Annotated in this window: 10 protein-coding genes; 6 read left to right on the plus strand and 4 right to left on the minus strand. The window is 70.5% G+C overall.

The genetic code is table 11. The annotated features are described in order from the left end of the window. Nucleotides 1–73: 73 nt before the first annotated feature. Complete coding sequence (locus VNO22_03445; GenBank protein HXG60406.1) at nucleotides 74–1,528, minus strand: hypothetical protein; 1,455 nt, start codon at nucleotides 1,526–1,528, stop codon at nucleotides 74–76. 78 nt (nucleotides 1,529–1,606) lie between these two features. Here VNO22_03445 and VNO22_03450 point away from each other — a divergent pair, with 78 nt between their 5' ends. Continuing rightward, the gene (locus VNO22_03450; GenBank protein ID HXG60407.1) at nucleotides 1,607–2,425 is read left to right on the plus strand and encodes a PP2C family protein-serine/threonine phosphatase; all 819 of its coding nucleotides are present in this window, start codon (nucleotides 1,607–1,609) and stop codon (nucleotides 2,423–2,425) included. Between the two features lie 82 nt (nucleotides 2,426–2,507). Then, on the plus strand, nucleotides 2,508–3,428 hold the full coding sequence (locus VNO22_03455) for a hypothetical protein (GenBank protein HXG60408.1): 921 nt from the start codon (nucleotides 2,508–2,510) through the stop codon (nucleotides 3,426–3,428). A 10-nt stretch (nucleotides 3,429–3,438) separates the two neighbouring features. Here VNO22_03455 and VNO22_03460 read toward each other — a convergent pair whose 3' ends face one another. Genes VNO22_03460 through VNO22_03470 form a run of 3 tightly spaced genes read right to left on the minus strand, consistent with a single transcriptional unit; the run spans nucleotide 3,439 to nucleotide 6,230 of the window. Further along, nucleotides 3,439–4,359, minus strand: coding sequence for a hypothetical protein (locus VNO22_03460; GenBank protein HXG60409.1), 921 nt, complete (start codon nucleotides 4,357–4,359; stop codon nucleotides 3,439–3,441). Between the two features lie 13 nt (nucleotides 4,360–4,372). Beyond that, nucleotides 4,373–5,179, minus strand: a complete 807-nt coding sequence (locus VNO22_03465; protein HXG60410.1) for a PIG-L family deacetylase — start codon at nucleotides 5,177–5,179, stop codon at nucleotides 4,373–4,375. A 13-nt stretch (nucleotides 5,180–5,192) separates the two neighbouring features. Further along, nucleotides 5,193–6,230 carry a Gfo/Idh/MocA family oxidoreductase gene (locus VNO22_03470; GenBank protein ID HXG60411.1) on the minus strand — a complete coding sequence of 346 codons (1,038 nt, stop codon included), beginning with the start codon at nucleotides 6,228–6,230 and terminating at the stop codon, nucleotides 5,193–5,195. A gap of 111 nt (nucleotides 6,231–6,341) precedes the next feature. On the opposite strand from VNO22_03470, the gene VNO22_03475 reads away from it, so the two are divergent. The 4 genes from VNO22_03475 to VNO22_03490 form a co-directional block, all read left to right on the plus strand. Beyond that, nucleotides 6,342–7,529 carry an ROK family transcriptional regulator gene (locus tag VNO22_03475; GenBank protein HXG60412.1) on the plus strand — a complete coding sequence of 396 codons (1,188 nt, stop codon included), beginning with the start codon at nucleotides 6,342–6,344 and terminating at the stop codon, nucleotides 7,527–7,529. 17 nt (nucleotides 7,530–7,546) lie between these two features. After that, complete coding sequence (locus VNO22_03480; GenBank protein HXG60413.1) at nucleotides 7,547–8,782, plus strand: hypothetical protein; 1,236 nt, start codon at nucleotides 7,547–7,549, stop codon at nucleotides 8,780–8,782. Next, a complete protein-coding gene (locus VNO22_03485) occupies nucleotides 8,779–10,116 on the plus strand; it encodes a hypothetical protein (protein ID HXG60414.1) in 1,338 nt (445 codons plus the stop codon). The genes VNO22_03480 and VNO22_03485 overlap by 4 nt, the downstream gene beginning before the upstream one ends. 12 nt (nucleotides 10,117–10,128) lie before the next feature. Beyond that, nucleotides 10,129–11,892: PVC-type heme-binding CxxCH protein (locus tag VNO22_03490; protein ID HXG60415.1), on the plus strand; the 1,764-nt coding region annotated here is incomplete at its 3' end.

Genomic DNA, 11,892 nt, shown 5'->3' on the forward strand with positions numbered 1-11,892 from the left:
AGGAACCATCGGAAAGCGACGATTTTGAGGGACAATCCGACGAAAAAGAAACTTAACCCGGTATGATAATGCGCTACTTCCGATCCGGCCCTCGGGCTTCGGACTGGAAAGGAGCCTGGAGCCCCTTCCATTCCCACTCGCCGAACCCCTCGAGCCTCAAGAGGATATCGAACTTGACGGGCGCTCCCGGGGGGTCCACAGGGACCAGACCCACATAAAGTTCGCCGGTCAGCGGGTCGTAGGCCGCGAAGTCGGAAGATTTCGCGGAACCGGCGAGGTCTTCCGCATCGCGGCCCCATGCCTCTTCGCGGATTTCCCGAACTCCCCGAAGGGAAGCGCGGCCCCCGATCTGTGCCGAAAAGGAAAGCGTCCCGGAGGGATGAATCGCGCGCCCGTCGGGACCCCGGACCGCAAGCTTCACGAACGCGACATCCGCTTTCGCCGAGCCGGCACGGATCCAGGCGACCCCCCGCAGCGCCACCGTGGCGCGCGGCGCCGCCGCCCCCGGAGCTTCGATCCGCCGGCTCCCCAAGGATCTTGCCGTGGGACGGCCGGCGCCCGGCTCCGCGCCGGCCGGGGCCTGCTCGAAGCTCACCGTGTAGGTGTATCCGTCCACCGCCCCGGCTCCGGTCACCCACCCTTCGAAGGGGCGCACCTCGCCGGGCGCCAGCGCGCCCTCCAGCGCCAGCGGATGCTCCACCCCGCCCACCCGAAACGCCACGACGACCTTCCGGACCGCGTCGGAGAGCCCGTTCCGGATCATGCCCGTCACCCGCACGCTTCCGTCGGTCATCCGCACCAGGCGGCACTGGCCGATCTCGAGCTCCGCGAGCCGCTGGAACGGATCCGGAGGAATCGGCACGTCGCCCACGGCGCAGGCGGCGGCGGCGCGAACCGAGGCGTACTCGGGACAGTCCGGCACGGTCACCTCGAAGGACGCTTCGGACGAAGGCTCGATCGCGGCCCCCAGGCGCACCCGGACGGCGCGCGCGGCGCGGCCGGCCGCGTCCAGGAACTCGAGGGCAAGATCCGGCTCGCGCGCCGGCGTGACCCCCGAATTTCGAACGGCGGCGATCACGCGCACCGCGCCCGGAAAGCGCGACGGCCGCTCTTCCGCCAGCGAAGCGACCTCCACCCGGGGCGGCGGCGCGCGAAGAAGCTCGGGAGAGCGGGTGGGATCCCTCCCCCGGTAAACGAACCGCCGGTCGCCGCTTTCGACCAGGACCTCGAACCGATCGAACTTTTCGACCTGCTCGGTTTCCAGGGTCAGCGCGGCCGAACGGCCGGCGGAAATCTTGCCGAGGTGGGCCGTCGGAGAACGGCGGACCTCACGCTCGCCGTCGTAGAAGGCGATCGTGACGCGAACGCCGTCGAGATCGACGGCCAGAAGGTTGGCGAGCGTCGCCTCGGCGACGACGCGGTGGCGGACGCGCTCGCGGGAAAGCTCGAACCGCGTGAATTCCGGTCCGGCCTTTTCCGCCGGCGCCTGCAGCGCGCCGGCGACCAGAGCCCCGAGAACGCCGATCATCCCGCTCCGCCTCCGACGGCTAATATAACGCGGGTCCGGCCGGAGGCGCGGTATAATCTTTGGAGACCGGGGACAACGATGGACGCGGCCGGCTCCCTTCCGAAATCGCCGGGCTCCGAGTCCGTCACGCGGGTGCGGCGGGCGGAACTCGAAACCCTGATGGCCGATCTGGCTCAGGGGGCGGAATACCAGCGCGCGCTCCTTCCGGCCGCTCCTCCTTCCATCCCGGGGTACGATCTCGGGGTTTTCTACCGCGGCGCCCGGCACGTCAGCGGGGACTTCTACGATTTCCTTCCTCTTCCGGAAGGGCGCTGGGGCATCGCGATCGCGGACGCTTCCGGGAAAGGGACGGCGGCGGCGATCCTCACCATGATCTGCCGCGCGATGCTGCGCATCCAGCCCGATCCCGCCGCTCCGCCCGCGGAAGTCCTGGCGCACGTGAACCGGCTTCTTCTTTCCACGATCAAGAAGGGAACGTTCGTTTCGGCCATCTACCTCGTGCTCGACCCCGCGGCGCACGTGCTGACCGTGGCCAACGCCGGGCATCTGCCGCTGGTGGTGTGGCGCTCGCGCGCCCGGATCGCCACGATCCACCCCTCCAAGGGGCCGGTCCTCGGCGTGCTCCCCGCCCCGGCCTACGCGACCGCCCAGCGCGAGGAGCGCATCGCGCTCGAACCCGGCGACCGCTTCGTCCTGATCACCGACGGAGTCAACGAGGCCATGGCGCCCGGACAGAAGGAGTTCGGCATGGAGCACCTCCGCCGGCGCCTGCGGGCCGAAAGCGACGGCCCCACCGCCGAGCTCCTGCGCCACATCGTCGAACAGATCGAAATCCACCGGGGCGGCGGGGAACAGTCGGACGACATCACGATCGTCACGGGCCGCCGGTTGCCCTGACCGGGCCGCGTCCGGAGGTTTGCCCCGCCCGGGCCCGGCCGGTATACTGGGGAGGTTCGTTCCTTGTCCAGAGGAGGGGCCCATGCGCGTTCCGGCGGCCGCCCTCGCGATTCTCCTTCCCGGCTTGGCTCCCCAGGACGACGCCCTCGAGATGAAGTGGGAATTCGGCGCGGACGACCGGTTCGACCTCAAGTGGACCTTTCAGGAGACGCGGCGGCAGGAGCCCGGCGTCGGGGCCGTCATCGAGATCTTCGACCGGCGCGAGGTCGAGGCGGAACTTGCGCCCAAGGACGATCCGCCGGGCCTCCTCGGCGTCACGCTCAAGAAAATCACCTGGACCCAGGGAACGCAGGATTACTCCGTCACCGCCGTCTACAGCGAGGGCAAACCCCTCGACGTCCGCACGCAGGTGAAGCCCAACCCCAAGTCCCCGACCGCCGCGGGCGCCCGCGCGGGCGCCGAGCAGGCGGCCGAGAACATGCGCAAGTTCTTCGACGGGGACTACGCGTTCGACACGTCGCGCCGGGGCGAAACCCTGGTCCTTCGGAACGGAGTCCCGGCGCAGCGGACCCCTTCGGTCTTCGACAAAATCTTCCTTCACTCCCCGCTTCCCTCCGGTTCCGTCCGCGCGGGACAGACCTGGAAGGATCCGGCGGACGCGCTGCCCCTGCCGGCGGGGCTGGCCGAAATCAAATTCATCGAATACAAGGTGGTTTCCCTGAACGCCAACGCCGCCACGGTCCGCGGATCGGTCACGGTCCCGATCGTCCGGCCGCCGGAGAACACGGAGCGGGGCGACCGCCTGTCGGGCAACTTCTCGTACCTGCGCGAGTACGCCTTCGCGCGGGCCGGCCATCTTCTGTCGGGCAAGGAGGAGTTGACCTTCACCAAGAAGGTGGACTCGAAGGTGGACTTCTACCGCGACAACACCTCGCACGTCATCAAACAGCAGGTCACGATCCGCAAGCGCCCGCCCCCCAAGGCCGAAGGCGCGCCCAAATGACGGGCCGGCCCTACGCGAACTCGATCCGCACGTCCTCGGCCACGCTGCCGAGGATGTGGTAGCCGCAGTTCGTCTCCTGGAGGATCGAACCCGGCACGAGGGTGTTGACCGGCCCGTGGGCCACCAGCCGCGCGATGAAGCGCTGCCAGGCCATCCCCGGCCCGCCGCAGTCGCCGTCCAGCCAGAAGCTCCGGTCCCGCGCGGCCAGGATTTCCCGCGGCCCGATCGTGGCCGCCTTCGGGGGCACCCAGGACCAGTCGCTCGAAAAGGTGTGAAGCGCGTTCTGCATGATCGTCATCGGGTGGAGCTCGACGATCCGCCCGTGCGCCCGCTTGTAGGAAGTCAGGTCGTCGCCGAATTCCAGCCCCAGGTGGGATTCCCAGAAGGCGATGTGCCCGCACCAGCCGATTCCCCCGTAGCAGCAGTCGGCGCCGCCGGCGTCCTCGATCATCTTCCAGTAGTCCTGGATGTTGCGGTGCGTGGGGAAATGGATCTGGGACTCCGGCGGGCGAAGATCCGGGCGGATGCGCCCGAAGAAATTCCGCCGCATCGCCGTGGCGAAGGAGCCTTCCCAGTCCGCCGGCGCGGTTTCGCCGGCGTCGTCGGCGTACTCGTCCATGTTGAAGGTCACGAGGTGCCGGCAGGAGAGATTCAGCCGGTTGATCATCTCCGCCGCGATCTTGTACTGCGGCACGGGCCCCACGGGGAGGATGAGGACGCACCTTTTCCCCTCCTCGGCCGCCTTTCGGATCCGCGCCACGAGGTCGAGCGCGAAGCGCGCGTAGAACTCCGTGCGGTCCTCGATCACCTCGATCCGGAAGGCGGGATTCGGATGCCGGGCGATGTCGGCCTTCCGGATGGCGCGCACGCGGCGGCAGGCCTCGACGTCGCGGAACGGAATGAACTTCGCCGGACTGTACGTGAACGCCATAGGTCCTCCTTCCTCAGATCGGTCCGACGGGCCCGTCGCCCCGTCGCCGGCGGACCCGGCCCGGCCCGAGCGCCGCCGTGAGGACGTCTTCGGCGGGAAAGGCGTGGCCCAGATGGGGGAGAAATCCTTCCGCGTAACGGACCGAGCGGCGGCCGAAGTCGCGGGCGCGCGCGGCGCTCTGCCGGCGCATCCAGGCCAGGTATTCGTCCTCCCCGTGCTGGCGCCGCAGCCACTCCCGCTGCGAGGCGTGCGCCGCGAGCATCTTCTCCTTGAGATCGATCGCGTCGGTGATGTCCACCACGTACCGCGCCGGAACGCGCCGGCCGAAGCCATCCACGAGATCGATCGGGTCCGCGTAGAGGAGCGCGGGGACGCGCCCGCAGGGCGGCGGCGGCCGCCGCCCGGGGAGCGCCGCCTTCCAGTGGGGCACCGTGGAGGCGAAGGCCGCCTCCCGGACGATCCGGGGCGTCTCCGTGTGATCCGCCATGTAGTCGAAGGGCGAAGGACAGATCACGAGATCCGGACGCGCCTCGCGGAGCAGGCCGCACACGCGCCGCACGGAAGGGACATCGAAGCGGATCCGGAGGTCCGAAAACCCCAGGCACACGTACCGCGCCCCCAGGAGGGCCGCCGAGCGCGCCGCCTCGCGCCGCCGCACCGCCGCGATCCGCCGCGGCGGAAGGGTGGCCGACCCCAGATCCCCCGGCGTCATCGTGGCCATCCAGACCTCCCACCCCGCGCGGCGCAGCAGAATGAGCGTCCCGGCGCAGGTGATCTCGATGTCGTCCGGATGGGCCATCACCGCCAGGACGGTCGGCACGGCGCGATCCTTTCTACCGGAGCTCCGAGAGCTTCACCGGCCGCCCCTCCGCCGCCGAAAGATCCGCCGCCAAGACCACCCGGTGGCTCTCGAAGGCCGTCTCGAAATCGGTCAGCGGCATTTTGCGGCCCGCCAGCGTCGCGTCCACGAACGCCTGAAACTGCGGCTGGTAGGGGTGGTCCTTGACGTCCCCCGAGTCCACCAGATGCGTCGAAAGCGTGCTCCACTGGGCCTTGTTGAGCCCCTTGATCTTGTTGGAATGGATGCGGTTGTCGAGCAGGCTCCCTTCGCTTCCCACGAGATGCGTGTGGAAGTAGTACGGCTGCAGGCAGTCCACGACCGAGGCCACCTTCCCCACCGCCCCGCCCTTGAAGCGCAGAAGCGTCGCCGACGTGGTGTCGTACTCGTAGGGCTTGAAAATGGGGCTCCGGGAACGGGTCGAGTAGCTTGTGACCTCCTCGACCTCGTCGTTCATGAGCATGAGGAGCGCGTCCATCGCGTGGCAGCCCGCCGTCAGGAGGCTGGAACCCCCGAAGCTCTTCTTGACGTTCCAGGGGAACTGGCCGTACCAGGGCCCGATGCCGTGATAGTAATCCACTTCGCCGTAGTGCAGCTGGCCAAGAAGGCCCTCCTCGACGATCGAGCGGATCATCTGAAACTGCGCGCTGAAGCGCACCTCGAAGCACACGCAGGCCTTGACCCGGGCCTTCTGGATCGCGTCCCGCACGGCCTTGAGATCCTTCCAGGTGAGCGCCACGGGCTTCTCGATCACGAGATGCTTGCCCGCGCGCGCCGCGGCGATCGCCTGCGCCGGATGGAGCGGATGCTCGGTGCAGATGTCCACCACGTCGATCGACCGGTCCGCCAGCATCGCGTCGTAGTCGTTGTAGACCTTAAGCGGGAGGCCGAAGCGTTTCTCGAGCTCCGCCGGATCGAGCTTGCGCCGCGAACAGACCGCCGTCACCCGCGCGCCCTTGACCGATTTGAACGTCTCCAGGTGCGCCCCGGCCACCCAGCCGAGCCCCACGATGCCGATCCTCAGCTCGCTCATCGGTTCCTCCTTCCGCCGACCCTTCGAGGCCAGCCTACCCCGCCTCCTCATCCTGTCAAGCGAAAGTATTTCGACGAAAAAAGTACGCCCGGGACCTCGTATTAATTTCAGATGAAAAATAACGGAGCGTCCTCTTCCCGCGCCCGCGCGGAGCTTCTCGGGGCCTTGCGGCCCGGCGGGCCCGTAACCCGCCAGGAACTGGCGCGGCGCACGGGCCTGAGCCTGGCCACGGTCTCGCGCCTGACGCGCGACCTCGTGCGCCGGCGCGTCCTGGCCGAGGTGCCTCTTCCGCCCTCGCCGGCGGGCCGGCCCGCCCAGGGCCTGGAGGTCCACCCCGACCGCGGAACCGTCCTCGGCGTCAGCCTGCTGGCGCCCCGCGCGCGCGTGATCGCGCTCGATCTCTGCGGCCGGCCGCTCCACGAGGTCGAGGTCCCCATGTCCTGGAATCTCGGCGTCGAAGGGGTCCTCGAGCCGCTCCGGAAGGCCCTCGAAGGACTTCGGCGGCGCCGCGCGGGGCCTCCCCTGGCGGGCGTGGGGGTCGCGGTGCCCGGCCAGTGGGACCGCGAGCGCGGCATCTCCCTGCAGTACCCCCGCATCCCGGAATGGAAGAACATCCCTCTGCGGCGGCTCCTGGAGGACTGGACGGGGGTTCCCGCCTCGATCATCGGATACGCCCCCGCGATCGCGCTGGCCGAGTACACCCCGCGCTCCGTCCCCGACGGGCGCGCCCACGGGGGACCCCGGAACCTTCTCGCCGTCGAGGTCGCCGAAAACATCGCCCTCGGGGTCGTGGCCAACGGGAGCGTCCTCGAAGGGGCTTCCGGAAACGCGGGCGAGCTCGGCCACATCACGATCGATCCGGAAGGTCCCGTGTGCTACTGCGGAAGCCGCGGGTGCCTGGAGACCCTGGCCACCTGCGCGGCGGCCGTGGAAGCCGCGCAGGACCTCTCCCGGGGCGTCCACTTCGGCGATTCCCGCCCGGCCACCTTCGAGAAGCTCGTCCGCGCCGCGCGCGAAGGCGATTCCTTCGCGGCGCGCCTCCTGGCCCGCGTGGCGAGGTTCCTGGGCGTGGGCCTGGCCGCGGCCGTGAATCTCTTCAACCCCGAGGTCCTCGTCCTCGGCGGCCGCTTCTTCGACGCGGGCGACCTCGTCCTCGATCCCCTGCGCGCCGCGCTCCGCGAATTCGCCTTGCCCAACTCCACGCGCCGGCTGTCGATCGAACCGTCCTCGCTCGGCCCTCGCGCGCCGGCCCTCGGGGCCGGCTTCGCCGCCGCCGGGGAGGCCATCCGCCGCCTGTAGCCGGGAGGATCCGCCCCATGATCGCCGCGCTGCTCGTGGTTCTGAGCGCCCCTCAGGACGCCCCGCCGCCCGGCGCCGCATGGTCCCACCGCGTCCCCCGAGCCCCCGCCGCCCGGCATTTTTACGCCGCCCCCGACGGGCGTCCCGACGCCGCCGGCACGCGCGCCGACCCATGGGACCTGGCCTCGGCCCTGGCCGGACGCCGGGCGCTGGCCCCCGGCGACGTCCTCTGGGTCCGCGGCGGCTCCTACCGCGGCCCCTTCGACGTGCTCCTGGCGGGGACGGAAGCGGCCCCCATCCACGTTCGCGCCGTCCCCGGCGAACGCGCCTCGATTCTCGACGGCGGTTTGCGCGTCTCCGCCCCGGCCGCCGGCGTCTGGATCTGGGATCTCGAGCTGGCGGGCACCCTGCCCCCGGAACGGCGCGTCAGCGCCCAGAAGGGCTCCCACCCCACGGACCTCCCGCTCTCCGACGGCTTGAGCGTCCGGTCGGGCCGCGGCCTCGTCTTCGTCAACCTTCTCATCCACGACAATCCCGGAAACGGAGTCGGCTGGTGGGCCCCGGCCGAAGGCGGCGAACTTCACGGCTGCGTCATCTACGGAAACGGCTGGCAGGGACCCGACCGCGGACACGGCCACGCGATCTACACCCAGAACCGCGAGCCGGTCAAGACCATCTCCGGCTGCATCCTGAGCGCCGGGTTCGACGGCGGCTACAGCCTCCATGCCTACGGCTCCTCCCGCGCGTGGGTCGATCACTACCTCGTCGAGGAGAACATCGCCGCGGAGCGCGGCCCCGTGCTCCTGGGCGGCGGCCGCCCCAGCCGCGGCCTGCGCGTGCGGCGCAACTTCCTCTTCCGAGTCCCCCTCCGCATCGGCTACTCGGCCCCGGAAAACGAGGACGTCGAAGTGCGCGACAATCTCATCGCCGGAGCCGACCTCTCCATCGTCCGTTTCAAAACCGTCGTCTCGGAAGGGAACGTCCGGGAACTTCCGGCGGCGCGGGCGTTCCTCATCCCCAACCGCTACGATCCCGCCCGCGCCCACGTGGCCGCCTTCAACGGCTCCCGCGCGGCGGGCGTCCCGCTCGAGGCGGGCGCGTCCCTCCCGCCGGGGACGCCCTTCCGCCTGCTGGACCCGCGCAACCTCCACGGACGCCCGGTCCTCGAAGGCCGCGCTCCCGACGGCCCCCTTTCCCTGCCGGTCCCCGGCGAGTTCGCCGCCTTCGTCCTCGTCAAGGAGATCGCCCCATGATCGCCGCGCTGCTCGTGGCCCTGACTCTTCAAGCCGAAGACGGCTCGCTCGAAGTCGGCTTCGGCACGGCCGACATCACGCCCCCCGTCGGGGCCGCCATCCCCGGAGGCTTCCGCCCCGTCGTCTCGAAGGGCGTGCGCGATCCGCTCCTGGCCGTCGCCTGCGTGGTCACCGACGGCCGCACCCCGGTGGCGATCGTGGGCCTCGACGCCCTTTTCGTGGACAAGGACACCGTCCGGGCCGCGCGGGAACGGATCGAAAAGGCCACGTCCATCCCGGCAACGCACGTCCTCGTAGCCGCCAGCCATACCCATTCCGGAGGGCCGCTCGTCTCCTGCTTCGGAACCGAACGCGACCCCGCGTACGCCGAGCGCGTCGCGCGCGAGATCGCTTCCGCGGTCGAAGCCGCCTGGAAAACCCGCGCGCCGGCCGAGATCGGGATCGGAACCGGCCGCGAGGAAACGATCTCGTTCAACCGCCGCTTTCTCATGCGCGACGGCCGCGAGATCACCCACCCCGGAAAGCCGGGCACTCCCCACCACGCCCGGATCGTCCGCCCCGCCGGCCCCATCGACCCCGACGTCGGCGTCCTCGCCGCGCGGCGCCCCGGAGGGGGCCTCGCGGGAATCGTCGTCAACTTCGCCTGCCACTGCACGGTCGTGGGAGGGTCGCTCTTCTCCGCCGACTACGTGGCGGGCCTCCGCCGCCATCTGCGCGCCCGTTACGGGCCGGACCTCCCCGTGGTTTTCCTCAACGGCGCTTCGGGCGACGTCACGCAGGTGGACAACCTCTCGCCGGGACGGGAATTCGGCCCCGAGCACGCCGACCTCATGGGCATGAAGCTGGCCGCCGAAGCGGCCCGCACGGTGGGCCGCCTGAGCTGGCGGAACACCGCGACGACCGCCGCGACGGTCGAGTCCGTCCCCGTGACGATCCGCGCCGACCCGGACCCGCAGGCGGAAGATCCGCCGTTCGGCCTGGGGAGCGGACCGGACGAGCTCTACGCCGAAGAGCGCCGAAAGGTCGCCGAGGAGCGCGCCCGGACGCCGATCCTCGCGGCCGAGGTGCAGGGACTGCGCGTAGGACCGCTCGGCATCGCCACGAACGGCGCGGAATACTTCTGCGAGTACGGCCTGAGGATCAAGCGCGCCTCGACGCACGAGTTCACGTGGGTCGTGAGCACCGCCAACGAGTACATCGGGTACGTCCCGACCGCCCAGGCGTTCGTGGCGGGAGGGTACGAGCCGCGCACGGCCCGCTCGAGCAAACTCGCCCCCGACGCCGGCCAGAAGCTTCTCGAGGGCGCCTTGAGGGCGCTCGGGCGGATTCGGTAGGATGAGATCTCCATGAACGTGCTCCTTGCGCTCGTCGCCGCGCTGGCGGCCCAGGACAAGGAAAGCCCGCCCTTCAGCCCCGAGGAGTCCGCGCGCCGCGCGCGCCTCGATCCGGGACTGCGCCTGGAGCTCGTGGCCGCGGAACCGGCGGTCGAAAGCCCCGTGGCCATGGCCTTCGACGAGCACGCCCGCCTGTACGTGGTCGAGATGCTCGACTATCCCGTGCCCGAGAAGGACAAGCCCCCGCAGGGCCGGATCAAACTCCTGGAGGATCGGGACCGAGACGGGCGCTACGAGACCGCGACCGTTTTCGCCGACGGCCTTCTCATGGCCAACGGGGTCCTTCCCTGGAAGGGCGGCGTCCTCGTCACCTGCGCGCCGCACATCCTTTACCTCAAGGATACGGACGGCGACGGGCGGGCCGACCGGCGCGAGCCGCTCTACGAGGGGTTCGCCGTGCAGAACCCGCAGCTGCGGGTGAGCTTTCCGACGCTCGGGCTCGACAACTGGATCTATGTGGCCAACGGGCAGCGGGGCGGAAAGATCCGGCCGGCGGACCGGCCGGACGCCGCGGCGGTGGACATCGGCGGGATGGACTTCCGTTTCGATCTCGTCCGCGCGACGCATGAGCCCGCGGCGGGGATGGGTCAGTTCGGACTCGCCTTCGACGACTGGGGGCGGCGGTTCGTCTGCACGAACCGCAACCATCTCATCCCGATCGTCATGGAGAACCGCTATTTCGCCCGCAATCCCCACATGCCGCCGCCCGCCCCCCGGACGGACAACCAGGGCGCCGGGGGCGCCGCGCGCGTCTACCCGATCCGCCCGCAGAAGACGCTCTCGGCGGCCCACGCGGGAACGTTCACGGCCGCCTGCGGCGTCTGGATCTACGGAGGCGATCTTCTGCCCGAGCCGTACCGCGGAGCCGCGTTCACCTGCGAGCCCACCGGAAATCTCGTCCACAGGGAGATCGTCTCCGCGCAGGGCGCCGGTTTCGAATCGCGCCCGGCCCGCGAGGGCTCGGAATTTCTCGCCTCGCTCGATCCCTGGTTCCGGCCCGTGTCGCTGGCGGAGGGGCCGGACGGGGCGCTTTACGTCGTGGACATGTACCGCGCGGAAGTGGAGCATCCGGAGTGGGTTCCCAAGGATCTTCAGTCCCGTTTCCAGTGGGACCATCCGCGCACGTACGGCCGGATCTGGAGGATCGTGCCCGAGGGCGCGGCGCGGCCGGCGGCGGCCCCGCGCGCGCCGGGGACGCTTTCGACGGCGGAGCAGGTCGAGCTTCTGGAGAGCCCCAACGCCTGGACGCGCCGGACGGCGCACCGTCTGCTTCTGGAGCGTCAGGATCGGGACGCGTGGGGGCCGCTGCGGAAGAAGGCCCTGTCTCCCGACCCGCGCGCGCGCGTTCATGCGGCCTGGCTTCTGGAGGGCCATCGGAGCCTGGATGTCGATCTGGTGCTTCGCTTTCTCGAGGACCCGCATCCCCGGGTGCGCGAAAACGCCCTGCGGCTGGCGGAGCGTTTCATGTCGTGGAGCGGGGCGGTGCGGGAGCGCGTGGCGGCGCGGGCGGAGGACCCGGACGCGCGGGTGCGTTTCCAGGCGGCGCTCTGCCTGGGATTCTGGGAGGCGGACGGCGCGCTCGGGCCGCTCGCCCGGATCGCGCGGGCCGCGCCGGACGATCCCTGGACGCGCCGGGCGGTGGCTTCGGCGGCGGCGGGGCGCGCGGGGGCGCTCCTCGAGCGCCTGATGCGGGGGACGGAGCACGGCGCGCTCCTT

It is taken from the genome of Planctomycetota bacterium (genome assembly GCA_035574235.1).
Lineage (GTDB): Bacteria > Planctomycetota > MHYJ01 > MHYJ01 > JACPRB01 > DATLZA01.

Coding starts and splice junctions, on each gene's coding strand:
- VNO22_03445 (HXG60406.1), bottom strand. CDS start 1,528: ATGATCGGCGTTCTCGGGGCTCTGGTCGCCGGCGCGCTGCAGGCGCCG.
- VNO22_03450 (HXG60407.1), top strand. CDS start 1,607: ATGGACGCGGCCGGCTCCCTTCCGAAATCGCCGGGCTCCGAGTCCGTC.
- VNO22_03455 (HXG60408.1), top strand. CDS start 2,508: ATGCGCGTTCCGGCGGCCGCCCTCGCGATTCTCCTTCCCGGCTTGGCT.
- VNO22_03460 (HXG60409.1), bottom strand. CDS start 4,359: ATGGCGTTCACGTACAGTCCGGCGAAGTTCATTCCGTTCCGCGACGTC.
- VNO22_03470 (HXG60411.1), bottom strand. CDS start 6,230: ATGAGCGAGCTGAGGATCGGCATCGTGGGGCTCGGCTGGGTGGCCGGG.
- VNO22_03475 (HXG60412.1), top strand. CDS start 6,342: ATGAAAAATAACGGAGCGTCCTCTTCCCGCGCCCGCGCGGAGCTTCTC.
- VNO22_03480 (HXG60413.1), top strand. CDS start 7,547: ATGATCGCCGCGCTGCTCGTGGTTCTGAGCGCCCCTCAGGACGCCCCG.
- VNO22_03485 (HXG60414.1), top strand. CDS start 8,779: ATGATCGCCGCGCTGCTCGTGGCCCTGACTCTTCAAGCCGAAGACGGC.